The sequence below is a fragment of the Paenibacillus sp. BSR1-1 genome (assembly GCF_030403775.1).
In the GTDB taxonomy this organism is placed as follows: domain Bacteria; phylum Bacillota; class Bacilli; order Bacillales; family Cytobacillaceae; genus Neobacillus.
The window spans coordinates 41234-67480 of sequence record NZ_JAQMWQ010000001.1; the positions used below are offsets into that span (position 1 = coordinate 41234).

At 39.4% G+C, this 26247-nt stretch carries 25 protein-coding genes, 1 tRNA gene and 1 pseudogene; 3 read left to right on the forward strand and 24 right to left on the reverse strand.

Features of this window, described 5'->3' with window-relative positions; all coding sequences use genetic code 11:
• Nucleotides 1–305: 305 nt before the first annotated feature.
• The 5 genes and pseudogenes from PH210_RS00165 to PH210_RS00185 all read right to left on the reverse strand — a co-directional run bounded on the left by PH210_RS00165 (nt 306) and on the right by PH210_RS00185 (nt 5170).
• Nucleotides 306–449 carry a sporulation histidine kinase inhibitor Sda gene (locus PH210_RS00165; RefSeq protein ID WP_289982153.1) on the reverse strand — a complete coding sequence of 48 codons (144 nt, stop codon included), beginning with the start codon at nt 447–449 and terminating at the stop codon, nt 306–308.
• 56 nt (nt 450–505) lie between these two features.
• Nucleotides 506–700 (reverse strand): annotated as a pseudogene (locus PH210_RS00170) (fructose-bisphosphatase class II); the annotation flags it as partial.
• Between the two features lie 15 nt (nt 701–715).
• A complete protein-coding gene (locus PH210_RS00175; RefSeq protein ID WP_354669948.1) occupies nt 716–1978 on the reverse strand; it encodes a beta-galactosidase in 1263 nt (420 codons plus the stop codon).
• Nucleotides 1979–2096: 118 nt separating this feature from the next.
• Nucleotides 2097–4526, reverse strand: coding sequence for a YhgE/Pip domain-containing protein (locus tag PH210_RS00180; protein WP_289982154.1), 2430 nt, complete (start codon nt 4524–4526; stop codon nt 2097–2099).
• A 71-nt stretch (nt 4527–4597) separates the two neighbouring features.
• Nucleotides 4598–5170: a TetR/AcrR family transcriptional regulator gene (locus tag PH210_RS00185; protein ID WP_289982155.1), complete on the reverse strand. Its 573-nt coding sequence runs from the start codon at nt 5168–5170 to the stop codon at nt 4598–4600.
• Between the two features lie 694 nt (nt 5171–5864).
• Here PH210_RS00185 and PH210_RS00190 point away from each other — a divergent pair.
• On the forward strand, nt 5865–6761 hold the full coding sequence (locus PH210_RS00190; protein ID WP_289982156.1) for a LysR family transcriptional regulator: 897 nt from the start codon (nt 5865–5867) through the stop codon (nt 6759–6761).
• 527 nt (nt 6762–7288) lie between these two features.
• Here the strand turns inward: PH210_RS00190 and PH210_RS00195 are convergent.
• Both PH210_RS00195 and PH210_RS00200 read right to left on the reverse strand, forming a co-directional pair.
• Nucleotides 7289–7831 carry a hypothetical protein gene (locus tag PH210_RS00195; protein WP_289982157.1) on the reverse strand — a complete coding sequence of 181 codons (543 nt, stop codon included), beginning with the start codon at nt 7829–7831 and terminating at the stop codon, nt 7289–7291.
• Nucleotides 7832–7910: 79 nt separating this feature from the next.
• The gene (locus PH210_RS00200) at nt 7911–8486 is read right to left on the reverse strand and encodes a helix-turn-helix domain-containing protein (protein WP_289982158.1); all 576 of its coding nucleotides are present in this window, start codon (nt 8484–8486) and stop codon (nt 7911–7913) included.
• Between the two features lie 102 nt (nt 8487–8588).
• Between PH210_RS00200 and PH210_RS00205 the strand changes: the two genes are divergently transcribed.
• Entirely contained in the window at nt 8589–9818 is a 1230-nt protein-coding gene (locus tag PH210_RS00205; protein WP_289982159.1) for a benzoate/H(+) symporter BenE family transporter, read from the forward strand.
• A gap of 44 nt (nt 9819–9862) precedes the next feature.
• Here PH210_RS00205 and PH210_RS29880 read toward each other — a convergent pair whose 3' ends face one another.
• From PH210_RS29880 to PH210_RS00280, 15 genes are all read right to left on the reverse strand, one after another.
• Entirely contained in the window at nt 9863–10099 is a 237-nt protein-coding gene (locus PH210_RS29880; RefSeq protein WP_289982160.1) for a DNA ligase-like domain-containing protein, read from the reverse strand.
• Nucleotides 10100–10440: 341 nt separating this feature from the next.
• Entirely contained in the window at nt 10441–11982 is a 1542-nt protein-coding gene (locus PH210_RS00215) for a bifunctional GNAT family N-acetyltransferase/carbon-nitrogen hydrolase family protein (protein WP_289982161.1), read from the reverse strand.
• A 1277-nt stretch (nt 11983–13259) separates the two neighbouring features.
• Nucleotides 13260–14075 (reverse strand): urease accessory protein UreD, encoded by an 816-nt coding sequence (locus tag PH210_RS00220; RefSeq protein ID WP_289982162.1) that lies wholly within the window; start codon nt 14073–14075, stop codon nt 13260–13262.
• A complete protein-coding gene (gene ureG / locus PH210_RS00225) occupies nt 14072–14686 on the reverse strand; it encodes an urease accessory protein UreG (protein ID WP_289982163.1) in 615 nt (204 codons plus the stop codon). Before ureG ends, PH210_RS00220 begins: the two co-directional genes overlap by 4 nt.
• A 28-nt stretch (nt 14687–14714) precedes the next feature.
• Nucleotides 14715–15401 (reverse strand): urease accessory protein UreF, encoded by a 687-nt coding sequence (locus PH210_RS00230; protein ID WP_289982938.1) that lies wholly within the window; start codon nt 15399–15401, stop codon nt 14715–14717.
• Nucleotides 15394–15840 carry an urease accessory protein UreE gene (gene ureE / locus PH210_RS00235; RefSeq protein WP_289982164.1) on the reverse strand — a complete coding sequence of 149 codons (447 nt, stop codon included), beginning with the start codon at nt 15838–15840 and terminating at the stop codon, nt 15394–15396. Before ureE ends, PH210_RS00230 begins: the two co-directional genes overlap by 8 nt.
• Before the next feature lie 166 nt (nt 15841–16006).
• On the reverse strand, nt 16007–17716 hold the full coding sequence (ureC, locus tag PH210_RS00240; RefSeq protein WP_289982165.1) for an urease subunit alpha: 1710 nt from the start codon (nt 17714–17716) through the stop codon (nt 16007–16009).
• Nucleotides 17717–18037 carry an urease subunit beta gene (locus PH210_RS00245; RefSeq protein ID WP_289982166.1) on the reverse strand — a complete coding sequence of 107 codons (321 nt, stop codon included), beginning with the start codon at nt 18035–18037 and terminating at the stop codon, nt 17717–17719.
• A 45-nt stretch (nt 18038–18082) separates the two neighbouring features.
• A complete protein-coding gene (locus PH210_RS00250) occupies nt 18083–18385 on the reverse strand; it encodes an urease subunit gamma (protein ID WP_289982940.1) in 303 nt (100 codons plus the stop codon).
• Nucleotides 18386–18527: 142 nt separating this feature from the next.
• Nucleotides 18528–18758, reverse strand: a complete 231-nt coding sequence (locus PH210_RS00255; RefSeq protein ID WP_289982167.1) for a hypothetical protein — start codon at nt 18756–18758, stop codon at nt 18528–18530.
• The gene (locus PH210_RS00260) at nt 18755–20302 is read right to left on the reverse strand and encodes a sodium:solute symporter family protein (RefSeq protein ID WP_289982168.1); all 1548 of its coding nucleotides are present in this window, start codon (nt 20300–20302) and stop codon (nt 18755–18757) included. Before PH210_RS00260 ends, PH210_RS00255 begins: the two co-directional genes overlap by 4 nt.
• Nucleotides 20303–21807: 1505 nt before the next feature.
• Entirely contained in the window at nt 21808–22071 is a 264-nt protein-coding gene (locus PH210_RS00265) for a helix-turn-helix domain-containing protein (RefSeq protein WP_289982169.1), read from the reverse strand.
• Nucleotides 22072–22208: 137 nt separating this feature from the next.
• Nucleotides 22209–22916, reverse strand: coding sequence for a tyrosine-type recombinase/integrase (locus PH210_RS00270; RefSeq protein WP_289982170.1), 708 nt, complete (start codon nt 22914–22916; stop codon nt 22209–22211).
• Nucleotides 22917–22974: 58 nt separating this feature from the next.
• On the reverse strand, nt 22975–23229 hold the full coding sequence (locus tag PH210_RS00275) for a site-specific integrase (protein ID WP_289982171.1): 255 nt from the start codon (nt 23227–23229) through the stop codon (nt 22975–22977).
• Between the two features lie 138 nt (nt 23230–23367).
• Nucleotides 23368–23464, reverse strand: a tRNA-Sec gene (locus PH210_RS00280).
• Nucleotides 23465–23676: 212 nt separating this feature from the next.
• Here PH210_RS00280 and PH210_RS00285 point away from each other — a divergent pair.
• Nucleotides 23677–24102 carry a DUF2621 domain-containing protein gene (locus PH210_RS00285; RefSeq protein ID WP_289982172.1) on the forward strand — a complete coding sequence of 142 codons (426 nt, stop codon included), beginning with the start codon at nt 23677–23679 and terminating at the stop codon, nt 24100–24102.
• 76 nt (nt 24103–24178) lie between these two features.
• Here the strand turns inward: PH210_RS00285 and PH210_RS29685 are convergent, their stop codons facing one another.
• Complete coding sequence (locus tag PH210_RS29685) at nt 24179–25528, reverse strand: L,D-transpeptidase family protein (RefSeq protein ID WP_354669930.1); 1350 nt, start codon at nt 25526–25528, stop codon at nt 24179–24181.
• Between the two features lie 187 nt (nt 25529–25715).
• Nucleotides 25716–26183, reverse strand: coding sequence for a CcdC family protein (locus PH210_RS00300; RefSeq protein WP_289982173.1), 468 nt, complete (start codon nt 26181–26183; stop codon nt 25716–25718).
• Nucleotides 26184–26247 lie beyond the last annotated feature (64 nt).

A 26247-nucleotide genomic window follows, 5' to 3' on the forward strand; every position in this document is an offset into this window, starting at 1 on the left:
GCGTGGGAATCGAACCCACCAAGACCTGGCACGCAGGTCTCAAGCAGTTTTGAAGTTTGCTGGCACCTGTTTTTCTAGTATCTTGATGTACCCTCAAGTACTGATAAATCAAGGTTTCTTGCATCCTAGTGTTTCCTATGATCTGTAATTTTAAAAATTTGGGCACCAAGCATGGCACCATTAACTCCTGGCCACATCAAATGTAGATGTGGCCTTTTTATCTTTTCAAATACGTTAAAAAAGTAACCAACAACTAGTTACAATATTTCTAGAAGAAACTTAAAGAAAAAACTTTTCAGATTAAATTACTGATTATAATATATGTCTGAATTATCACTAAATCGTTTATTGAGTTCATTAAATAATAAATTAATAAAATCATTACTTAGATTGAGCTCAATAGCATTTTTGCATGCTTCTACTAATTTTTCAGTACTAAGTTTATGCATCTTTTTTCACTCCATTTAATTACTGCATAATACAGCAACCTATTGTCCCGTAATTATTATATTACTAAATCTGTTTTTTTTGAAAAACTGTGTTTCCCCTCGATAAAGCGAACTGTCCCTGATTTAGCACGCATGACAACAGAATGTGTTGTACCTAAATTCCCTTTATATTGTACACCTCTTAAAAGTTCGTCATCAGTAACTCCTGTTACTGCAAAAATGGCATCATCCCCTTTTACAAGGTCGTCTAGTAAAAACTCGGGTAGCTAACCCGAGTTTTTTAAAATTAATACATCTTTTGGTTCAATTTCTATTTCATTTTCTAAAATCTCTCCATTAAATAAATCAGTGTATGAGTTTTTTCCAAGTGATACCTTTTGTAAAATATTGCTGTGGTTTAATATAAATATATATTCATTATTTTCCTTTACTCTTCTAGTTATCTCTACCTCTGCATCTGTTTTAAATATAGGTTTAATATTCTTTTCTTCGCAATATTTTTCAATTAATACTTTTATTAAATTGTCCTCTGGTTCCGATGCCACATATATGGCCTTTCCACTTCCATAAGAATTCTCTGTTATTGCAGGAAAGCCTTTATAGTAATCTTCTGTGAAGGTTCCTAGTACAATTGCATTTTCATTGTGAACTACTTCGCATATTAATTGACATTCAAAGGTTTTCTCATTTTCCTCCAGCTGCTTTTCTGCCCTTATTCCATTCTTCATATCAGGATATAGTGCATCAACCTCTTCTACCCATATACCAAGCAGTTCCTTAAAGGCACCTGGATATCCACCAAGTCTTACAATATCATTTTCATCAACAATGCCACTAAAGAATGTTGTTATGAATGTACCGCCCCTACTTACAAAATTATTAATATTTTCTATAGAGGCATCACTAACCATATATAAAAGAGGAGCTATTACTATTTCATATTTTGATAAATCTGAGGTAGGTTCAACTATGTCTGACGGTATATTTAAATCATATAAGGCTTTGTAGTATTTCATTATTCTATCAATATATGTTAAATCTACACTAGGTCCACTTGAATATTCTACTCCCCACCAATTAGCCCAATCCATAATTATTGCTACCTTTGATTCAGTTCTAGAATCAATTATTTTATCCTGAAGGTATTGTAACTCCTTGCCTAATTGGCTTAGTTCTTTTCCCATCCGCGTATTTTCATGTCCAACATGAGGCACCATAGCAGCATGAAATTTTTCACTGGCTCCTAGAGATTGTCTCCATTGAAAAAACATTATTCCATCTGCACCGTGGGCTATACATTGATAGCTTAACAGCCTCATTACCCCTGGTCTTTTTTGAGCATTATAGGCTTGCCAATTTTGCTGACTAGGTGTTTGCTCCATTAATAAAAAGGGTTTTCCTTTTTTTAATCCTCTTATCACATCATGTCTAAAAGCAATTACACTTGGATGATCTTTATTTGACGGATAACTATCCCAAGAAGCAACATCACATTGTTCTCCCCAAACGGAAAAAGAGGATATTACCAGTGGCGTTTACCTCGGAAGAGCATTTTCCTGTTTTACACAAAAAAGGGCCCTAAGCTTAAGCTTTAGGTACCCACATCTTTTTTGCTTTAAATAAAGTTATCTTTCCAGTCTTCCCTAATCATACACCTTGACTTTCCACTCTTTTATAGTCATAGCGAAACCGCATAGTAAAGTACGTAAGAGAACATAGCATGAACATCGCTATAAAGAGAATAAGGACTTCTGCGTTTTTCCACATCATTCCAATATCCACATTTGAAATAACATCTTTAAATCCTCGAACCGAATAGGTCATTGGCAAAAATGCATTGAAATGCTGCAGGAATGTTGGAGTTAATTCAAGCGGGAATGTCCCGGCACTTGTTGTTAATTGCAAAATCAACAGTATGATTGCCACAAAACGCCCCGGATCCCCTAATGCAGTAACCAGAAACTGAATGAGTGTAATAAAAGTCAAACTTGTAAGGATTGTAAACAAGATAAATCTTGGCGTACTTTGAACGTCCAATCCTAATCCAGTAAGCACAATAAAATCCACAACCAAAGATTGGATGATTCCAATCATCGATATGATGATTAGTTTCCCAGCAAACCAGCTAAATCCACTTGCAGGTGAAACGGCTGGTTGACGCAATGGAAAGACAATCGAGATTAATAATGCACCGACAAACAATCCTAATGAAATGAAATATGGCGCAAATCCTGTTCCATAGTTTGGAACTTTGTTAATTTTTTCATTAGATAGCTTGACAGGATCGGCCATCATATTATAGGTTTTCTTATCTGCATGCACCCTTGATGCATCTTTTGAGCCATCTGCCAATTTTCCGGCTAGTTGCTTTGAACCGTTTGACAGATCATTCGTTCCATTTGCTAATTGTTTCGAACCATCAGCTAACTGTCCTGCTCCTGATGTCATGGCTTGAGCTCCTGATGCTAACTGTTTCGTTCCGTTTGATAAGCCTGAAGCGCCCTTTTCTAGATTCTGAGACCCATTGGACAATTGCCCAGCTCCAGAAACAATTGCACTAGAACCGTAGGCTAACTGGGTCATACCACTTGCTAAATTGCTGCTTCCAGCCGTTAATTGATCTCCTCCGGTTTTTGCTTCTGCAAGCTTCTGCCCAAATAACTGCATTCCTGCAGTATAGTCTCCTTCTCCAGCAGCAAGTTTATCAGCACCAGCTACAAGCTGAGGACTACCGTTTGCAAGATTGGCAATTCCTTCCTTCAATGCAACTTGACCTTGATTAACTTCGCCTAACTTTTCGGCAATGGTCGAAGCACCGCTTGAAAGCTGTCCGGCAGATTCATTTAAACTTTTTGTACCAGCTGCTAAATTAGCACTTCCTGTTTCCAAATCCTGTAATCCTTTAGCCAAAGCAGCTTTTTGGTCTGCTGGGAATGCTGCGAAAGCAGGCGCCTGCATCAACTTTTCCAATTGTTGTTTCAAAGCCACAATTCCTTGATTAACTTGTTCTGCACCCGTCAATGCTGCATCTGATCCTTGCTGCCATTGATTTAAGCCCTTTGACAGATTTTCAGCACCTGTTTGCAGGTCAGCCGTCCCTTTCACCAACTTAGGCATTTGGCTGTTCATCGTTTGAATTCCCTCATCAGACTTTTTCAAATTATCCGCTAATTGTTTACTTCCCTCAGCTAATTGGCCCGATGCTGCCTCTAACTGACTATGACCGGTCTGTAACTGTCCAAGGCCGTTGGTTAAATTTTTCGAACCGCTGGCAACCTGACTGGCTCCGGAATTAGCTGTTTGCATGCCAGTATTAAATATAATTGATTTTTGAGCAAGAGTTGCCAACCCATTGTTTAATTGATCAGAGCCTGCAGCGAGTTTTTTCGCACCGGAATCGGCCTTCTGCATGCCATTGTCAAACACAATTGATTTTTCAGCAAGTGTGGTCAGTCCGTTTTTTAAATCCTTTGCTCCATTGTTTAGCTTAACAGTACCATCCTTCAGCTTCCCAGCACCATCACTTGCTTTTTCAATTCCGTTAGCAAGCAACTTCACTTTTGAGAACATCGTTTCAGCATATGTCTCTGTTACTTTTTGGGAAACCGCCGTTTTAATTTCTCCCGTAGCTGCTTTACCAATTTGCGAAGACAGGAAGTTGTAACCCTCGTTCGGTACATAAATCAACTTCAATTTTTTCGGGTTGTGATCAAGAAGCGTTGTTGCATTTTTTGAAAAATCCTTTGGAATCTCAATCAGCATATAATATTTTTCATCTTTAAGCCCCTGATAACCTTCTTTTTTTCCAACAAAATGAAATTTAAAATTCTTACCATCTTTAAGTTCTTTCACTAGATCATTACCAATCTTCAAATGATCCCCGTCAAAATTTGCCCCTGCATCGGAGTTGACGACAGCGACCGGCAATTTATCCAACTTACCATAAGGATTCCAGAATGCCCATAAGAACACTCCGGCATACATAACAGGTACAAACAACACAGCAATAATCGGGATTAATATTTTTTTATTTGTAAATATCTCCCTTAATTCTGCTTTTAGTAGAAAGTTTTTCACAAAATACGCCTCCTTGAACAAATGACCATAAACGGCATTTGGTCATTCTAATGCTTAAAAATAGGAATATCTTAATTAGATAATCCATGGAAAATATTCATCTCAAAAACTCTTAAAATTTCTTCTTTTTGCAATGGATTATGGTGTTTTTCCCAATCAAAAATAAGTGAAATGTACAATTTTAGTATGATAAACGCCGTTAACTCTGGATCACATTCATTGACTTTTCCATCATTAATCGCCATTCTTATCTTTTGAGTAATATATTGAACAACTTCCTGTTCAAGTTTCTCCATACTTTCTAGAACAGCTTTCGTTCCCATTTCTTTTTCTTCTTGAATTAGTTTAATTGTCAATTGGTGCTTTAGTCGAAATTCAAGAATACGATAAAGGGAATTATGAAGATTATTGATGAAAGATAATTCCGGATTAAATGCTTTTTCCGCCTCCTCCTTTATTTCGATGATCAAGGATTTTATAATCTCATCAAGCAATTCTTCTTTACTTTCAAAAAAATTATAAATAGTACCTTTACCTACATTGGCCAGTTTTGCTACCTGATCCATTGTTGTTGCCTTGTAACCAAAGATTGAAAAAGAATGTGTCGCAGCATCAATAATATTTTGCCTTCGATCGATCAACACGTTGAACACCTCTTTATAGTGGTCAAACATAGCTTTCCTACCTTTGAGCCCACCCTAATCATACCTTTCTATTTCTTTCCATAAAAAAAACTAGATACAAAGACTCAATCAAACTAACCTTAAGCGAGTTGCTGGCGGCCATATCTTGAATAAAACCCTAAAAAACGAAATCTCCTGAAGAGCAAAATATAGTAGTTACCTCCTTTTTTGCAAACATAAAAGCTGTTTGTCATCCTATACTACTTGCTCCACCGGTGATAACAGCTACTGTAGATTTCATAATTCCCTCTCCTTTGCAAGTTTAATTCTCATTGACATTCCATAATTCTTTTTACTATTAAAGCAGCCCCATTAGTAATTAAAGCATATATTTGGAATTTAAAATGAGGTTATATATATAGTAACAAAGATATTATATAAAATAAATTTAATAAAATTTAATTATTATTAAATTTTATTTAACTAATGATAAACTTGCATTTGTCCTTTGAATTCATGGCTTTTTTCTTTCAAGAACGTAAAAAGCGACTAAGTATCTGCTTAAATAGTTAAATACTTAATCGCTTAATATTATTTTCATTAAAATCTTTATTATCAGTTTTAATCGAGGTACGTATGTATACTAATATAAAATTTTGTTAAAATAAATTTAACAAAAAATAATCAGATTAAATATTATTTAAGGTGAAGGAAAATGAATATAATACAACTTCAATACCTCATTGATGTAGGTGAGCTAGGCTCTTTTACAGATGCTGCAAAAAAGAACGGCATGACAGTTCCTGCCATAAGTATTTCGATTAGTCAGTTAGAGACCGAATTGGAGGTATCACTCTTTTCTCGTTCAAGGAAAGGTGTCGTTCCAACAACTGAAGGAAAAAGAGTCATTCAACATGCTGTTGCCATTCTAAAAACTGTCGATAAAATGAAATATGATATTTCTTTATCGAAAAATATAAAACATGGCAATATAATCATTGCCACAATCCCAGGTATGGTTCAACAAGTAATCAACACTACTTTGGAATTCCGAAAGATGTATCCCTATATAAATGTTCAAATGGTGGAAGGAGATACGGCTGTGGTTCTAGATCATGTTAAGAACGGACATGCCGATATGGGATTTGTATCATTTGGTACGAATAATCATGATGAGACTTTAAACTGGGAACCAGTAATGCGAGATGAAGCAGTTCTGGTAGTACCTAAAAGCTCTGCATTACAGTTTAACAATAGTATTTCGAGTGATGACATAAAAAATGAAACGATTGTTTTATACAATGATCCTTATGCAAAAATAATTGCTGAAAAACTATTTTTAGATGATCTAACGAATAGAATTGCTTTAATAACTAATAATCTGGATGCTTTATTACAAATGGTTGTTCATGGGAATGCAATAACCATTGCAACAAATTATATCGTTCACTCAATGCCTTCTCATATACGAAATAAAGTCGTAACGATTTCAATTAATGAAAACACTACTCTTTTCAATTACCTCTGGAGATTAACCAGAAAAAATGCGGAGGTATCTAATATTATAGAACAATTTACGAGTAACCTTTTATCCGATTTAAAAAGGAATTAATAAAGAAGCTAATATTCATGATTTATCCATCCTAAGTAGACAGTGTAAAATGCTCACTTTTCATAAGTGGGTATTACACTATTTTTGGAGGAGATAATATAAAAGATGGGCTTTTTCTATTTGGGGTAACTACACACATCCATCAACCAAACAGATTCCTTAGCGTTTTTGCCTGATCCGTAATCGGTTCTTCCTCCTCATGGAATAACCGCGTACCAACGGTCCTTTTTCCTTTTCTTTTGCCTTGTTCTGCCATAAAAAAGCCTCCTTTGCTAATTGGGGGTTTCCACATAGCAAGGAGGCTCCACAGTCTGTTTGATAGTACCCTCAACAGTCTAGGGGTAAATCATTTCATTGTGCCGAATATTTACAAACACTCAAAAACGTTGGTGTGATAATACATTTGGCGGGACTGCGTGGGAATCGAACCCACCAGACCTGGCACGCAGGTTTGAAGTTAGAAGGAAGGTGTACTTCTGTATTTGTTAGTTAATATTAGTTATCGAGAATCTTTGACAGTCCTCAGACTACCTAATCCAAACCCCGTTCTTATCAAAGAGGTAGGATTTGCGGCCGATGGTTAAAGTGCCTGTTGCCATGACGCCGTTACTGTTGAAGTAGTACCATACATTGTCGATTTTTAACCATCCGACCTGCATCACACCGCTGCTCTTAAAGTAATACCAATTCTTTCCGCTTTTCAACCAGGCTGTCTTCATGGCTCCATTATCAGCGAAGAAGTACCACACCGTGCCAACCTTCAACCAGCCAGTCACCATCGCACCACTGCTGTTCATGAAATACCAGGTCGAACCGACCTTATACCAGCCAACCTTCTTCTGGAAGGTCGTAGTGTCGTAATAAACCCATTTACCATTTTCCTTAACCCAGCCTGATTTCTTTGGTGGTCCTGGTATTACTAATTTTGAATTAACATACAATCTTCCTTTAGACAACATGGTCATTTCATTTCCATTATTATCCTCAACCTCTATCTGTCCGCCGTTTAATACAATGTCCTTTTCCTTTGGAACAATCCATTGTCCAAGTGGTAAAACAAACCATTTCACCAATGGGAAAGATTAAAATATTAGGATAGGCAAGGTTACTCACTTGGGTTTTTTTATGGAAAATTTAATCTTTGAAGTGTTAAGAAGGATATCTCACCACTACATGTAACACGGCCTCTTCATCACAGATATTCTTATAAAGATGTTTGCTCGCAGCTTCAAACTTAATGGAATCAAACTGTTTGAGTTGGTATACCCTCTCCTCTACTTTAAAGCTGATATTTCCCCTCATTACCGTTACAAATTCCATTGCTCCTTTATGATGCGGCTCCGGCGAGTACATGGCTTGCGGTTCAAGAAATGCTCGATATATTTCCATTGTTGGTCCATCTGTACTCCGAAAAACTGTCTCTACTCTCCATGTTTGGTCTGGCCCATAAATCATAAAGCCCTCTCCACATCTCGAAAGATCGACATGATCGTCCATTACTAAAATTCTTGTTAAAGGGATCGATAACCCTTCTGTAATTTTCCATACAACTCCTAATGTGGGATTAGTTTCTCCCCTTTCAATCTTTCCTAACGTAAGCTTGCTAACACCTGTTTTTTCGGCAAGCTCCTTGAGGCTCAATTTTTGTTCGCTTCTAATTTTCCGAAGCAGCCCGCCCATTTGTTGAATTAATTTTCTTGTTTGTTCATCTCCTAATCCCATCATTCCGTCCTCCATATTTTTTGTATATTTTTGTATATTTTTATATACATTTTATCAGTTATAATATATTATACTATACTGTAGCTTATTTTAGGAGTGAGTACTTTGTGGAAGAAGAATATTGTTGAATTTCCCCGATTATTATCGATTGGAAATATTTCAAATGGTTTTGTGGCCTGGCTATTCGGCGCAACTGGACCATTACTGATTGTTTTACAAGCAGCTTCGAAAGGCCACCTATCTGATTCAGCGATTACATCCTGGATCTTTGCTATTTATGGAATTGGGGGATTGCTATCGATTGGTCTCTCCTTTTATTACCGCCAGCCGATTGGATATGCTTTTTCGATTCCTGGTGCAATTCTTGTCGGAGCATCCTTATCTCATTACACATTTAGCCAGGTAGTTGGTGCCTATCTCGTGACAGGCATCGTCATTTTTCTTTTAGGAATATCTGGAATGATCGATAAATTAATGAAGGTCCTTCCTATGCCAGTCATGATGGGAATGGTTTCCGGCGTCCTTCTTCCTTTTGGTACAGATATGTTTCGTTCTGTTCTCGACTATCCCTTGTTAAATGGAATTCCTTTTCTAGTATTTCTTGTTCTTTCTTTTTTCGGAAAGCTGTCAAAAAAATTCCCTCCCATTGTTGGGGCTATTCTCACATCTATTGTTTTATTAAAAGTATTACCAGGAATTCAAGTTCATGGTGTATCATTTTCTTTGGCGGTACCGCACGTGGTCTTTCCTTCCTTTAATCTATCTGTGATGGGAGAACTGGTTATTCCGTTAGTGCTTACGGTCATCGCAATACAAAATGCTCAAGGAATTGCTGTTCTGGAGAGTGCGAATTATCTCCCGCCCATTAATTCTATGACGAGTTGGAGCGGGATTGGATCGATTCTCAATGGATTTATGGGCGGCCATTCTGCTTGTATTGCCGGTCCAATGACTGCCTTATTAGCAAGTGAAGAATCTGGATTGAAAGAAAATCGTTATGCCGCTGCAATCGTATTAGGAATTTTGTCATGTTTATTAGCGATTTTTGCACCAATGGCGGCAGCCGTTCCCCATTTGATTCCCTCCTCATTAATTAAAATGCTGGGCGGGCTGGCCATGATTAATGTCCTGATTGACTCTTTGAAGACGAGCTTTTCAGGGCGTTTTAAAACAGGTGCTTTATTTTCATTTTTGATTACGATTTCTGGAATTTCTCTCTTTCATATCGGGGCACCTTTTTGGGGATTGGTTGGAGGAACCTTAGCTTCCTTCTTCATAGATCGAACAGATTTAAAACCTTCTGCTTCACAGGATCAAACAACTCAATCGGTTTAATAGTCACAAAAAATGGCTTGGAGTTTCCTCCAAGCCATTTACCATTATTCCCCTTTTGTGATATCTGCCAAAATTTCATGAGAACGAAGGCGGGCTTGGTGATCATACACCTGGGCAATCGCCATATTTTCATCAGCCCCGCTTTCCTCTAGCCCTTGCTGCCGGCCCAAGTGGAAGTACGCAGAACCATGACCTTCTATATATTTACCTTTAGCTACCAAACTAGTATCTTGAGTAATAATTTCATCCAGCAGCTGTTTCCTATCCATTAATGGCAACATGGTAACAGACTTCCCCTTATATTTGATTACGTCAAATATATTTAAAAGTTCTGGAAACTTGTTTGTAACCTCATTTTTGTGTCTGGTATATAGCCTTACCTTATTATCAAACTTTGAAAGTATGAGCCGAATACCGTCCAGCTTAAGCTCTGTAAATAGGCTTCACCTTATATGAAACAAACTGCCCCCCAATTGATAGACAACCTAAAAATTGGAGGAGCAGTTTTTCTATGGGCGGAACCCAAAGTTTTCCCTCCGAAAGTAAAACAAATAAAGGTTGCCAATCACCAAATCCAAGTCTGGTGCTTGACACCCTAAGTTATAAACAACTTAATCCTGATTTATGCTAATCCATTCCATTCAATTCGATACAAATCATGTCGTCGATCGCGTAATTGGCGCAGCGAACCAGAATTCCGAGAACGTCTCAGCTTCTCAAGGTCTACGTCACCAACAACTACAGTGTCAATGTTAGCATCACATTCCCCTACAATCCCATCCCTTGCAAACTCAAAATCGGAAGGCGAGAAAATTCCAGATTGTGCGTACTGAATATCCATATTCTCAACATGCGTTAAGTTGCCCACGGTTCCAGCAATACAGGTATATACTTGGTTCTCAATCGCACGTGCCTGGGCACAGTAGCGAACACGGAGGTACCCCTGACGATCCTCCGTACAAAAAGGTACAAATATAATGTTCGCACCCTTATCAACAGCAATCCTTGCGAGTTCCGGAAACTCGATGTCGTAAGAAATGTGGATAGCAATCTTTCCGCAATCCGTGTCAAACACATGAATTTCGTTTCCTTCTGAAATACCCCACCACTTTTTCTCGTTTGGTGTGGCGTGAATTTTGGACTGTTTTTCTATCGTGCCGTCGCGACGGAATAGAAAACCAACATTGTAGACATCCCCATTTTCTTCAACAAAATGTGATCCACCAACAATGTTGATGTTATATCGTACTGCGAGTTGCGTAAACAGTTCAATATATTGATCTGTATAGGTTGCCAGTCGTCGAACTGCCTGATCCGGCCGTTTTTCATCGAGAAATGACATCAATTGGGTTGTAAATATCTCCGGAAATACAACAAAATCAGATCCGAAATCAGCCGCGACGTCGACATAGTACTCAATTTGCCGATTAAAATCCTGAAACGAGTCAATTTTTTTCATCATGTACTGAACCGCACAGATTCTAACCGGGAACGATGTGCGATAAATTCGCTTATTCTTTGGACGATAATCGATGTTGTTCCATTCCATCAAGGTAGCCATAGAATCAGATGCTTTGTCATCTGGCAGGTAGCTTGTGTTGATACGTTTAATGGTAAACCCCTGCAGGAGCTGAAAGGACAAAACTGGGTCATAAATACTGTGCTTCTCAACTGCAGCAACATACTCACGAGCCGACATTTCATTCTTGTATTTGTGGTAATTTGGTATTCGTCCGCCGATAATGATGCTTTGAAGATTTAATCGAACAGCGAGTTCCTTGCGCGCCTCGTAAAGACGGGCACCTAGTTTCATACGCCGGTATCCTGGATCGACCATCACTTCAATCCCGTACAAATTTTTTCCAATGGGGTCGTGATTCGTGATATACCCGTTGTCCGTGATAACGTCCCATGTGTGCTGGTCGTCATATTCTTCAAAATTGACGATTAAACTTGAACAGGAACCTACAATCTTGTCCTCATATTCCACGCAAAATTGACCCTCTGGGAAAATTCGAATGTGACTAACCAATTGCTCCCGCTTCCATGGGTCCATGTTAGGGAAGCAAACTTTCCCTAACTCTAAAATTTCATCAATGTCTTCGATTTGTATGTTGCGAATGATTATTTTCTTCTCGTATTTCGACATATCTGTCTCTGACACGTTCTCACACCCTCGTTCTAGTTGTAAAGCTATGTAGTTTCCTTGAAAATATCCTAGCTTCTATTAAAATGCCATTATTCATTTATGATTCCCTTTAATTACATAATTAATGATGCATATAAAAGTTATCCTGAGTCAAAAATTCCATTTTCCCCTTAACCTTGCGAATGATTGATCTTTTATATTAACTCCATCTACTAATACCTCACACTTGGTGACATCATCTCCTTAGCAAAAGCAGTAGGATGGTGCTTATTCCACCGCTTAGTCATTCCAATTGTAATGAATAGATACGTTATTAAGAGTAATCCTGTTTTAATTCTTTGTCACGTTAAACGAAAGACTGTAAGTTAAGCCATTCCACTGCATGGTTGAATTTCAAGATTTAATGAACGGAATTGAACCGATACGGATTTCTTGCTCAAGCAGTCTCTAGACCCGCTCTATACGCTCTGAGATTAAGTCACGTTTCATCTAAGTTAGGACAGATAATTGAAAAAAACGACAAAAAAAGATAAAAATGGATTAATTTTTCTTTTATATTTTCATAATTAGAAGTATAAAAGTTTTCCTCATCAAGTGATCCATGACTAAAAACTCTCATAAGATTCATTTTATATAGCAGTGAGGGGAGGAGAAACCTTGAATAATCGATTATTCGTTTTACGCAATTATGAAACAATCGTAAGTTAGTTTGTTTGTTGTATCTGCTTACCTTGTGTTTTATTTAAATATGAATGGAGTGTATTTCATGATTTTCAGCCAACAGGATTTCAATGTAAAAAAATTAAACAACTCGATTTGATCTGCTATTAAAAGAGACGCAAAATATTTGTATAAATTAATATTACAGATTAATGGAGAAACCAAAAATATGGACCTTGAACAGGGAGAGGCGTTCATAGACCATAACTTTATCTCGGAACAACGAAGGTCGACTCGTCAAATTCGTTGAACGGAGTTTTAATTTCAGTAACAGTTTAAGATTCAATAGTGTCTTCTTCTGTCTTCATTGGCTTAAACTTCTCTTGAATTGAAATATGAAAAAGGTTTTCAAGATAACACCAACGCAGAATACTCTCATTGTTCTTACACCAATATTGACAAAAACAAAGACAAAAAGCCGTTCTCTGTAATTGAGAAGGGCTTTTATTGTGGAATAAAGCTAGCATAACCATCCTGGGTTAATTGTAATTTCCTCTAATCCACCAATATCCTCCTGCACAATCCTCAACAACAATGCATCCTTCTTTCCAAGAAAGATGCATTCCACAACCTTAGTATTTCCTCCATCTAACAACATCCTTCGCCAACATCTGATGTCTGGCCCATCCATGCGCAAGAGTAATCATTTTCTCAATCATCCCTGTAGACCGAGCCAGCAGCCTCAAAATCACTCCTCCCTTCGGCAAAGTGGACAATCCGAAACAAACGTCTTCCTGAATATCCTCCATGACTTCATATAAACCATCCAAAAAAACTTTATCTGCTTGATTATGAAAGATGAGGAGGGTCCCAACATGGGTATACCCCTCCATTTGCATAATCCCGTTCAACTGATCGTCCGGCTTAAGCAGCAAATGATCAAATAAAACGAGCTTGTCATTTTTATAGACTTTTAATTTCGAACGGATCCAGTCATAGCGAAACAAGCTCCCATCCTCTGCCCATCCAGGTGTGATTATATCGCTATAAAAAAAAACAGCTTCCTCCTCCATCCGAACATTAGTTTCTTGTATAAAACGCGCACCCTCATAAGCGATTAATGAATCCGGAAAATATTCAAGCACACTTCCCTTGCCCACTTTCAAATTTGTTTGCTGAACAACAGGGTTTTTCGGCGTTTTATATACTTTTGTAGCGGATTGCGTAGTAACTGCCAATTCCGCTCCCGCCTCAACAGAAAGGTCAGTCAAATAGGTATCGCCGTCGACATAGCCGCCCCCAACATGAATCAGATAAACGGTTGGCACATGCTCCTCCAGGTAAACCGGGCGGGTTAACTTCAATGCCCCCTCATAATAACAGCTGGATACAATACTTTTGGACTGCCTTCTGATTGCAGAAAGCTCCAATACACCGGTGTAGCTCATGACTCCAATCCCAGTAATAGAGCTTGTTTTTTAATCCAATCGATCACTTGATCAAGGCCTGTTCCATCTTTTAAATTTGTAAAAATATAAGGCTTATCCCCTCTAGCAGCGATTGTATCCCGCTCCATGATTTCCAGACTTGCCCCAACGTAAGGCGCCAAATCAATTTTGTTGATGATGAATAAGTCTGACTTAATCATCCCTTGTCCGCCTTTGCGCGGAATTTTTTCCCCTTGAGCCACATCAATAATATAAATGGAGAAATCAACAAGCTCCGGACTGAATGTTGCCGCTAAATTATCGCCGCCGCTTTCGACGAAGATCAATTCAACATCAGGGTGCCTTTCCCTTAATTCATCGATGGCCGCAAAATTCATCGAGGCATCCTCACGAATCGCCGTATGCGGACAACCGCCAGTTTCCACCCCGATTACCCGATCCTGAGGCAGCACTCCGTTTTTCATGAGAAATAACGCATCTTCCTTTGTATAGATGTCATTCGTGACAACGGCCATGCTCAGTTCTTCGTGCATCGCCCGCGTTAATTTTTCCACAAGCATCGTTTTTCCTGCGCCAACAGGTCCTCCAATTCCTATACGTACTGGTTCCATTCTCAACATCCCTCTTTTTCTAAAAAATTTAAGACATAAACAAGCGTACATGTAATCGTTCATGACGCATTTGGGCAATTTCCAATCCCGGGCTGACCGCCCCAAGATCATCCTTAGACAACAACAAAATCTTCCGAACGGCTTTCTTTAAAAGCGGCTGGATGTTGACCAACAGCTTTTGACCATCTGTCTGTCCGAGGGGAATGCTGCGGACTGCGTTTTGAATCAGTGAAGAAACAGCTCCATATAAATACGCGCCAATGGCAGTTTCTTTTCCCACTTGTAAGTGGCAGGCAACGATCGAAAAAACCAAGGCAGAATGTCCATAGGCCTGCTTTTCTTTGATTTTATCGAGATAATCATCGAGAATCGGTGATGGATATAGGCCTGCACATAGTTTTGCCATTCGTTCCCCAATTCGGCGATTTCCGATCCTCGTTTCTTCCGCAAGGCTCGCTGCAAATAATAATTGATCTAGCTCGAATAGATCCGCCATCCTGTTTTGCCCGACCCCTTCAAAAGCAAGCCGGCACGCTAGTCCCTCGACAAAAACAAGCTGTTTTTCGATATATACGATGATAGCTTCAGAAAAGCTTTTCGTATCCGTAATGACTTGTTCCTGAATGTAGGTTTCCAATCCGAACGAATGCGAAAAGGCTCCGGATGGAAAGTTGGAATCACACAACTGAAGCAGCGGAAACAATTCATTAATCATGGCGGTGTCCAATATGGCGAAACGCCTGCTTTACCTTTCGATTTTCCCGCTTAAAAGGAATTTCTAATTGCTGGAGAAGCTCTTCGACTAAATAATCATACTGAACAAGCATTTCATTTCCTTCAAATTGGGCCGGGAGATGACGGTTCCCCAGTTGGTGGGCAATTTCCCCCATCTGCTGGATCGACGTTGGCTGGATCACCAACAAGTCATCATTTTTAACGGAGATTACGATCATATTTCGTTCATCTATATATAAGACATCACCGTCGATTAAGTCACGATTGTCTTTTAAGCGAATCCCAATCTCCTTGCCATGGTCGGTGACAACACGCTGAATCCGTTTAACCAAGTCATCGCTGTTCATGTACACCCGTTCTGTATGCGGTGCTTTTTTTTCTATTGTCGCAACATTTCCAATTACTTTTTCAATAATCATTTTTTTCTCTCCTTAAAAAAGAAATAGAGTAGGGCGTTACAGAATAAATTTCTCCAAACTTGGTGAATGTTTCGCGAAAAAAGAATTTATTTCGCCAAACAAAATAGAACCCTTCAAACAAGTAAGGATGTGTTGTACCCTCCTGGGTTTCGGCAACTCAAACACCTTAAAACAAGAAATAGCGCTGTGCCATTGTAACTACTTCCGCCGGCTCACAGGTTATTAATTCACCATTTACTTTCACTTCGTATGTTTGCGGATCCACCTCGATTTCAGGTGTTTCCCCATTAAAAACCATCGATTTTTTCGTTAACTGGCGGATCCCTGACACAGGTTTGACGATTTTCTTTAGCCCAAGTGTTTCATGAACCCCTTTTTTAAAAGCAGCCTGGGAGACAAATGTCATCGACGTTTGATATTTAGCACTTCCAAATGAAGCAAACATCGGACGATAGATAACCGGCTGCGGCGTTGGTATGCTGGCATTTGGATCTCCCATCAAACTGTGTGCAATCATGCCGCCTTTTAAAATCAACTCTGGTTTCACACCGAAAAACACCGGATCCCAGACAACCAAATCCGCGACCTTTCCTGTTTCAATCGAACCGACATAATCGGCAATCCCATGTGTTAAAGCAGGGTTGATCGTATATTTGGCAATATACCGCTTGACCCGGAAGTTATCGCCAACGCCTTGATCTTCCGCCAGTTTTCCGCGCTGTTTTTTCATCTTATCCGCCGTTTGCCACGTACGGGTAATCACTTCTCCCACCCGTCCCATTGCCTGCGAATCTGAGGAAATCATACTGAATACACCGATATCGTGCAGGATATCTTCTGCGGCAATCGTTTCTTTGCGAATCCGCGAATCAGCAAAAGCAATGTCCTCCGGAACCTCTGGATCAAGATGATGGCAAACCATCAACATATCTAAATGCTCTTCCAGTGTATTAATCGTATAAGGCCTTGTTGGATTGGTCGATGACGGCAAGATATTAGGGAAGCTGGCAGCCTTAATAATATCCGGTGCATGTCCTCCCCCGGCGCCTTCCGTATGATACGTATGAATCACGCGTCCATCAATGGCAGCCATTGTATCCTCAACAAATCCACCTTCGTTAAGGGTATCGGTATGAATGGCGACCTGCACATCATATTGGTCAGCCACTTTTAGACTCGTATCAATGGCTGCAGCCGTTGTTCCCCAGTCTTCATGAAGCTTTAAGCCGATTGCTCCCGCTTCAATTTGTTCCTTTAACGGAGCTTCATCCGAAGCATTTCCTTTTCCCAAAAAACCGAGATTCATTGGGAATTCTTCTGCTGCCTGGAGCATCCGGTGGATATTCCACGGGCCTGGGGTACAGGTGGTTGCGTTCGTGCCTGTAGCCGGCCCTGTCCCCCCGCCAATCATCGTGGTCACGCCAGAGGAAAGCGCCGTTTCAATTTGCTGCGGACAAATAAAGTGGATATGGGCATCAATGCCTCCGGCGGTTACGATTTTTCCTTCTGCGGCAATCACTTCGGTTGACGCACCAATGACGATATCCACCTTGTCCATCAGCAGCGGATTCCCAGCCTTGCCAATCTCCACAATCTTCCCATCTTTCACACCAATGTCTGCTTTATAAATCCCGGTATAATCAACAATCATCGCATTGGTTAACACAAGGTCCACACTTTCCGCCCTTGTCACAAGCGGGTGCTGCCCCATTCCATCACGAATCACCTTGCCTCCCCCAAACTTCACTTCATCACCGTAGGTGGTGTAATCTTTTTCTATTTCTATTAACAGATCAGTATCTGCTAAACGGACAGCATCACCAACCGTTGGACCGAACATATCGGCATATTGTTTTCGCGGCATGTGAAAGCTCACTTACTTCTCCTCCTTTATGACGGAACCGTTTGTTAATTTATTTAAACCGTACACCCTCTGTTCCCCCGAAAAAGAAACGAGCTCTACTTTCTTTTCATCGCCAGGCTCAAACCTTACGGCCGTTCCCGCCGGAATATTCAAATGCCTGCCAAATGCGCGACCTCGGTCAAATTGCAACGCTGTATTGACTTCAAAAAAATGAAAATGCGAACCGATTTGGATCGGACGATCGCCCCGGTTTAACACAGTAATGACTAGCGGCTGCTTATTTTCATTACACAAAATTGGCTCCTTTTTTAATCGATATTCCCCAGGAATCATTGCTTTCCCTCCTATATAGTTTTGGTTTGGGTATGTAAAATCGGGTTATCGAATCGGGGTATGTACAGTGACCAGTTTTGTACCATCCGGGAATGTCGCCTCGACCTGTATGTCCGGAATCATTTCAGGTACACCTTCCATCACATCTTCTCTTGTCAGAATGGTGGTACCGTATTGCATAAGCTGTGCCACTGTTCGTCCATCCCGCGCCCCTTCGAGAACTTCATAGGTAATGATGGCGATGGATTCAGGATAGTTAAGTTTTAAGCCTCTTTTTTGCCGGCGGCGCGCCAGGTCAGCAGCCACCACAACCATAAGCTTTTCCATTTCACGTGAGGTCAGTTTCATCTTTTTCATCCTTCCTTTTTTCCTGTAACCGGAGATTTCCATTCATAACGTAGACTGATTCTACATTTGCTCCTCGTGATTCAACATGAATACCAAAGCAGCCAAGAACAGCTGCTTTGGTGACCAATCATTCTATTTCCCTTTATCGCTTGTATTCCTTATACAGCTCAATAAATGGCCGAATGGTGATAAAAAGAGCGGCAAACACCAGCCAGCCAAATGCTAGATAAACCCAGCCCGTGAAAAAGGTGAGACTATAGATATACCCTGTCGAAAACATAATTCCCGGCCAAATGACGACAAGTACTAAACTTAACCCCAATGCCCAACGAGTGTACAGCTTCGTCTGTTTTTTTAACTCCAAATCATTCATCCCAAATTCTCCTTTCTTGCCATACTATTACTTTCATCAAAACTCTTAAACTTGTCTTTTAACGACTCAAAATGAAATTCCTCAGAAGAGATGAGTGCATGCCCAATCGAAATCACTCCACTAATGACAAATACCGCCAGATTACCAAACAGCATCGGGTAGAGCCCGCCCAGCGATTCAACGTTCACATGCCCAGCTGTTACATAAGCAGAAATAAGCCAAACTGTTACGCCGCCAATCATCCCCAACAATGCACCGTAAAAGGCTCCTGCATTTGTGGCCCGTTTCCAAACGAGCCCAAGTGTGACCGGTATAACGGCTGCACTAACAAAAATCCCCATTGCCATATAAACAAAGCCAAGACTGATACCTAAATAGAATAGTAGGATTGAAAAGATTCCCATCGATAATCCAAACCCTAATGTAACCAAACGGGAAACACGCAATAGTTTCTTACTGCCGGCATGTGGGTTGATCGAATGACGATAAATATCCGTAACGATAATATTCGTAACAGCTGTCAATTCTGCAGACCCCGCAGACGTAACTGCCATAAACAACATGGTCAAAAACAGAACAGATCCAACCGACCCAAGGATGTGTGAGGCCATAATCGGTGCAACAGAATCAGGAGAAGAAACTGAAATTCCAAGACCGGCCGCACTAACACCCAAAATCGTAGCTACCGCAAAGGGAATCGAAAACCAGGAGATCCCTCCGTATATGTACGCTTTCGAAGCGGCTTTATCAGTACTAGCAATCGCCCGCTGCCAATAGGCTTGATCGACAAAAACGGTTCCGAAATTCCCAACAATATTAATAATCCCAAACAACAGCCCTGGAATAGATGCCATCGTCAGCATTTGCTTGGATTCCGGTAAGGCACGCAGCCCCTCATAGATATTAGAGATGCCAAATTTATAATAGACCGCAACCCCAAAGATCAATAGAACAACAAATAAGATCACCGTGTGCAAATAGTCCGCAATAAATGAAGCTTTTAGTCCGCCAATCATTGTATAAATCGTGAATGTAACAGGGATTAAAAAGGCTGCTACATATAAATTCATTCCTGTTAACTGATTTAACGTGATCGCGCCGCCGAGAATGATCATCGAGGTCACGATAATATTCGTCATCAGCGCAAATACGAGCATTAAGCGGTGATTTTTTTTATCAAAGCGCTGTGAAATAAACTCTAAAAACGTATGAGCGTTTGGTGCTTTTCTTTTTAAATGAACAGCAAGGATCGCAAATAATAAGATTTGGATCGTAGCACCAGCCGCATACCAAAATGGCCCGCTGATTCCATATTGATAACCAGTCGAGGATGACATCATGATCGTGGCAGCCCATGTCCATGCCGCTACGATTGAGGCGCTGGCCAAACCAACCCCTACACTTCTTCCGGCAGTGTTAAATTGTTCCGCCGTCATTTCTTTTCCTTTACGTTTGGAATCCATGCGGTGAATAACAGCCGTTACTCCCGTAAACAAAACTCCAAAAATAATTAAAATAAGATACCCTGCACTTGGTGTTAACATGCTACCCCTCCATTTCCTAATATTACAAATATTTCTAGAAAGTTTCACCGCACAGTATTATTGTCAGAAAATTCTAGAACAGTTTTAAATATAGACACAATTTCTCTTTCTATCTACAATCACGTTAGATTTTCTGACATGGTTTTCGAGGTTAATCGGATTCTAGAACGACCTAATAGTCTTATGAATCAGTCTCAAACAGTTCACTTATACTGAGCGAAATATTAGTTATTCTAAAGTCGAAACTTATTTATTCACAATCTGACCTGACTCAAAAAAACAAAAACATTAAAAACAGAAAACTTTTCAGGCTTGTGCTTCTTCTTTTAAAACTATCTCCGCAACTGCTTTACAATGACCTATGTGGTGATGCAGAAATAAATAGATTTAGTAGAGTTTACCTTACAGAATGAGCACATCCTTATCATTTTATTTGTTCCTCCAAATCGAAAAATTCTTTAAACACCTGTTCTTCATTGGTCCTCACACGAGTCTCTAAAACACTACCGAAAGCTTAGACCTGATGAGTTGAAAAGACACCACCAACAATATTCTCCTTCTATTTATTTTGCAAACTAGTACGAGTTGACTAATTTGAACTAGAACTTTAATAAGAAAATTAGTAACAAGTAATTATGATTTTTTAATGTACAACTTCAAATACCATCCCTAAGTGAAAGATGTAGGGGAAAAACTCTTAAATGAAAATGCCCGCGTGATGATTAATCATCACGCGGGCATCTTTAATTTATAGGAGATGATTTACCGGACTAAACTGATGATGTTGAGATTTAATATCTTCACCATTCATTTGAACGTATTTTCGTACCATATTCATTGTCGAATGATCTAGAATACGTTGCAACGTAAATGCATCCCCTCCATTTAAAATAATAATTTTGCAAAAGTATGGCGAAATGTATGGGGAGAAACTTGAACATTTGTTATATTTCCTTTTATTCCGTATTGCTTTATTCTTGCTCTTACCCAACTAGGGTCAATTTCATCTCAATAATTTGATAAGTGGACGTTGGTCAAATATCGGACTTTATAAAACAGCTAAAAGAAAACCTTCACCAAGTTGGACTTCCAAAAGAACAGCAAGCAGTAGTTGAGTCCGAGGTTGAAACAATATCAGCTGAATTAGTATCAGCACAACCATAACCTACTGTAATTCAACAATCCTTACAATCAATAAGAACAATGATTGAAGGAGCTGGAGTAAACCTAATAACCAACGGTTTAATGTTCATGATTGATAAAATACATTTCTAAGAAACAAAGGAGCTTCCACACTGGAAACTCCTTTTTTATATTTGATTTTTCACCAATTCCGTTACATCCTCACCGTTGCAAATGACCTTTCTCAATTCCAAAGTCTGTTGCGACTCTTTCTTATTTGCTTCCAGAACTCAAGAGCAACGTCCTCTCTGGTTCTCCCCTTCAGTGGAAACTCTCCAGCTTACAGAACTTTCTGTTCAAACTCAAGAGACTTATAATAAATTTCAATAACTACTGTCCTCATAAAATTCTCCTGTCCATTTTCTGCTTTCATTGTACTTCCTAACTTCTAGTAAGTCACTCAATTCAGTTAGGTTGAGAGCTTCCATGATAGTCAATAAATGATTCTTGTTATATGCTCCTCTGGTGTCATTAACAAGTTCGGAAATTGTTGCTTCTCTTAGTCCAGTCATTTGAGCAAGTTCCTTCTGTTGAAGACCTTTACGTTCTAACACTTCCTTCAACTTGAATTTGAAGTAAAGTTCCATTGGTAATCTCCTCTCATTTTGAATTACTTCTTTTCGTAATCAATATATGCAGAGGAGGACTTGTTTCAATACAAAAGAAAAGACCTCCATTATTGAAGGTCTACAGTTACTCTTTTGGTGAATTAATCCAGTAAAAATTATTGATGCTCCAATAGCTGTATGAGATTCTTTGTCGTCAAACTTGGTCTTATAAATCGAGAACAGACCATAGTTCTGTTTAGAAGTGAACGTATTGACGAATTATGTTGTCTTTTAACGTCCATGCTGGTCATGTTCACATACTTCCGAGTCATAGACATGTCTGTGTGACCAAGTATCTTTTGAAGTGAAAAGGAGTCTCCACCATTTGTAATGTAAAGTAAATCTCCTGTGTGTCTTAAAATGTGAGGTCTTACAACTTTCTTTACACCAGACAAATCAGCAACTTCATGAAGTCGAGTTCTCCATGTATTACTCAACATTTCTCGTCTGTCATACGTAAGAAATAACAAATCTTCTCCAAAGTCTTCAGACTCATTCATGTACTCCTTTAAGAGTTTCATTGTCTTGGTGGATAGCGGTACTTCACGAGCTTTTCTGGTCTTAGTGTTCATTGCTTCAAGTTTGATAGTACCAGCTTTAAAGTCTACATTTGACTGCTTCATTGCTAGTAATTCGCTTATTCTAACCATTGTATCAAGCAAGACCAAGACCATGACTTTATCTCTGAAACCAACGAAAGTAGACTCGTCAAAACCGTTCAAAAGCGACTTAATCTCCGCAACCGATAAAGGTTCTATCTGTTCATCTGCAACCTTGATTGGTTTAAACCGTTCATGAATTGGTTCCTCAATTAAATTCTCCATGTAGCACCAGCAAGAAAAGCTCGCATTGTTCTAACCCTAATGTTAATTGTCATTGGCTTCAGACTTTTTCATTTCGCATAAAGTCAATCCAACCTAAAAAGACTACCAGTGTGATTTCTTCTTTCGGTAAGTCTTGACCTAAATAATCACATAGCCACTTGAAGTGAATCTCGTATTCTTCAATGGTTCTCGGAGCAAGACCTTCAGAGTTTTTAAACCATAGGAACCGCTCAAACATTTCAACCAGCGTAAATGACTCTGTAACTTTCTTAGTTGCTGTAACTCGATTAAGCTTCCTAACACCTTTTCGCAAAATAAAAAACCTCCAAATATGGTAATTTGAAGGTTCTGAACTCACACAGTTTCGTATTCTCGGTTTCACACAGTTTCGTTTAAAATGACCAAAGACTGTGTGTGTTTGAAATTGTTCGTTTGACAAGAATCTCAAGGTTGGCGGGACTGCGTGGGAATCGAACCCACCAGACCTGGCACGCAGGTCTCAAGCAGTTTTGAAGACTGTGGAGGACACCAGTACCCCATTCAGCCCCATGTCTTAATCGATTATTCGTAATTATATTACATTGGTATACTGTATTTTACAATAGAATTGCCTTATTTGTCACTTTTTCGTCAACCATTTAGTCCTTCACATGTTGCAGATCAAGTTTAAGTAGAAAATAACTTAAAAGGAGTTAACTTGTCATTATTATCAAAAACATACTATAATAAGTTGAAAAATAGTTTTTTGTAGGTGAATAAGATGCTTCATGGTTGGTTTTTATGGTTTATTCTTTTCTGGGTCGTTTTCCTGGTTGGTTCGTTTGCCATCGGGGGATATTTTATGTTTCGAAAGTTTTTGAAAAAGATGCCGAAGGAAGATGGCAAATCCGTAATGGATTGGGAAGAACATTATGTAAATGAAACACGTCATTTGTGGAGCGGCGAAGAGAAATCCCTTCTAGAAGATTTAGTTAGTCCGGTGCCCGAGCTTTTCCGTGATGTGGCGCGTCATAAAATTGCCGGTAAAATTGGCGAATTGGCTTTAAAAGAAAATGCTGCTAAAATTACAGAAGAACTGGTCATCAGAGGCTATATATTAGCAACACCCAAACGAGATCATAAATTTTTGCGTAAAAAACTGTTCGAAAATAGAATCGATGTTGCTCCATATGACCACTTATTTTAAGCCGTTCCATTCGAGAACGGTTTTTATTTTGACCACAAAAATTGCCCTGACAGCATAGCTGCCAAGGCACACTTTTTCATCGAATTCCAGCCATATCCGGACTAATATGGAGATAATATCTTGAACCTTCAAAGCTCAGCCAACTGGATACCAATCCATCATTATTGCCTAGATAATATCTATTTCCTGTAAATGTTACCCATCCGTTCCGCATGGATTCGGTATTTTCATAGAATTTAAACTGGCTCATGACGGTTGTTGCTGCCGTGTTCATTACACCACCATTGGTATCTTGATAATACCATTTACCATTAAAATTAAACCAGCCCGTATCCATTGCTCCACTCTGATTGAGATAATACCACTTGCCTTCGACTTCCACCCAGCCAGTTTTCAAAACACCGTCATGATCTAAATAATAGCTTTTTTCACCTAACGACTGCCAGCCGATTTTCATCTCTCCCGTTTGGGGATCAAGATAATACCACTTGCCATTCTCAACAAACCACCCTGTTTTCATCACCCCTGTTTGATCAAAGTAATATCTTTTACCGCTTTTCTCTACCCAGCCATTTTGCTTGACCCCTTTTTCATCCAGATAGTAGGTCTTTCCGCCATCTGTCAGCAGCCCTGTTTTCATCACACCATTGTTATCAAAGAAATACCATTTGCCGCTATCCCCTACCCAACCAGTTTGCCTGACCCCTTTTCCATCCAGATAATAAGTCTTGCCGCCTAGAGACAGCCAACCTGTCTTCATGACACCATTATTATCAAAATAATACGATTTACCGTTAACGGCCAGCCAGCCGGTTTTTGCCGTCCCATTAGTATAAAAATAGGTTTTACCGTTCGTCACGACCCAGCCATTAAGCGGTGCCGGATTCTCATTGTCTATTCCACCAGTAGCAGGAATGCTCACACCATAACCATTCGCTTGAGCAATCTCGTCAAAGCTGCTGTTCGAATAGGTGATGACCACGGTTGTAAACATTTGGACCTGGTCAAACAGCCAGCGAACTTCCTCATTATGCATCCGGACACAGCCGTGACTGACATATTTACCAATGGAATTTTCATTATTATTGCCATGAATCCCGTAGGTTGTGCCGTATGTACCTCTTGCTTCAAGCCCCATCCAACGGTTTCCTAAAGGATTTCTGGGATCCCCACCGGCAATATGTTCTTTATAGTAGGGCCGATTTACGATCTTGTTGACAATCCTAAATTTCCCTTCCGGTGTCAAATCTCTTGTTTTCCCCGTTGCCACTTTAAAGGTCCTAACCAAATGACCGCCATCATAGAAGGCAAGTGTATTCGTCCTTTTATTAATGATAATAAACTGGGAATTGCCGGCTGCTTCTATTTGGATTGCGGGTAACAAAAGGCCTAGTAACAGAACAAAAATAACCGATACTTTTCTCATTGGTATCTCCCCAATCACGTTGTCATCCGTAAAACACATGAGATATCGGAGGATTATGTTAAACCAACACGAGACAATAGCAAAAGCGGTATACAAAATTATAAGCTTAATAATTTTTATTAAGCGATTTCACTTTATATTCATTAGCAGAGCATTAAAAAAACACAGACCCAGGAGGAGTCCGTGTTTATCCATGTAATTGCTTATGGAGTTTTTTAAAATCCCGATACATAGCCACACGCCATGGCACGATCATGCTGAATGCAAGCAAGAAGAACATGCCGCTAAGCTGGCCAATATCGATTGTACTGCTTAAAATCGTTTTTAAAACAACGCGGACCACTAATAATCCGACTAAAATAAATATAAACGCCTTTGATCTCTTTAAATAAATGTCATTGTCACGAATTTCAAATTGTGATGTTTTAATCAACAAGATCGAAAAAAGCATTCCGACGATGACCGCTTCCAAAATTTCCATCGGAGTTAACCGAAATTGCGGAGAAAAGTACATAAGTGCACCGCTGGACATGAAAAAAGGCGGTAGAATTATCTTTCTAAGATTTGTGGGTTTGTTAGCTGCCTTCATGCGTATGAATAAGACAAAAAAGCCCATAAAAACTGCTCCGATTGAAGAAACAACAACGTAGTTCATTGGATTCTCTTCCTTATCTAAGAATTTACTTACATATTATACAACAGAATATAAAAATTGAACA

Coding starts and splice junctions, on each gene's coding strand:
- PH210_RS00165 (WP_289982153.1), bottom strand. CDS start 449: ATGCATAAACTTAGTACTGAAAAATTAGTAGAAGCATGCAAAAATGCT.
- PH210_RS00190 (WP_289982156.1), top strand. CDS start 5,865: ATGAATATAATACAACTTCAATACCTCATTGATGTAGGTGAGCTAGGC.
- PH210_RS00200 (WP_289982158.1), bottom strand. CDS start 8,486: ATGATGGGATTAGGAGATGAACAAACAAGAAAATTAATTCAACAAATG.
- PH210_RS29880 (WP_289982160.1), bottom strand. CDS start 10,099: ATGTTGCCATTAATGGATAGGAAACAGCTGCTGGATGAAATTATTACT.
- PH210_RS00220 (WP_289982162.1), bottom strand. CDS start 14,075: ATGAGCTACACCGGTGTATTGGAGCTTTCTGCAATCAGAAGGCAGTCC.
- ureG (WP_289982163.1), bottom strand. CDS start 14,686: ATGGAACCAGTACGTATAGGAATTGGAGGACCTGTTGGCGCAGGAAAA.
- PH210_RS00230 (WP_289982938.1), bottom strand. CDS start 15,401: ATGATTAATGAATTGTTTCCGCTGCTTCAGTTGTGTGATTCCAACTTT.
- ureE (WP_289982164.1), bottom strand. CDS start 15,840: ATGATTATTGAAAAAGTAATTGGAAATGTTGCGACAATAGAAAAAAAA.
- PH210_RS00245 (WP_289982166.1), bottom strand. CDS start 18,037: ATGATTCCTGGGGAATATCGATTAAAAAAGGAGCCAATTTTGTGTAAT.
- PH210_RS00250 (WP_289982940.1), bottom strand. CDS start 18,385: ATGAAACTGACCTCACGTGAAATGGAAAAGCTTATGGTTGTGGTGGCT.
- PH210_RS00255 (WP_289982167.1), bottom strand. CDS start 18,758: ATGAATGATTTGGAGTTAAAAAAACAGACGAAGCTGTACACTCGTTGG.
- PH210_RS00260 (WP_289982168.1), bottom strand. CDS start 20,302: ATGTTAACACCAAGTGCAGGGTATCTTATTTTAATTATTTTTGGAGTT.
- PH210_RS00265 (WP_289982169.1), bottom strand. CDS start 22,071: ATGGAACTTTACTTCAAATTCAAGTTGAAGGAAGTGTTAGAACGTAAA.
- PH210_RS00270 (WP_289982170.1), bottom strand. CDS start 22,916: ATGGAGAATTTAATTGAGGAACCAATTCATGAACGGTTTAAACCAATC.
- PH210_RS00285 (WP_289982172.1), top strand. CDS start 23,677: ATGCTTCATGGTTGGTTTTTATGGTTTATTCTTTTCTGGGTCGTTTTC.
- PH210_RS29685 (WP_354669930.1), bottom strand. CDS start 25,528: ATGAGAAAAGTATCGGTTATTTTTGTTCTGTTACTAGGCCTTTTGTTA.
- PH210_RS00300 (WP_289982173.1), bottom strand. CDS start 26,183: ATGAACTACGTTGTTGTTTCTTCAATCGGAGCAGTTTTTATGGGCTTT.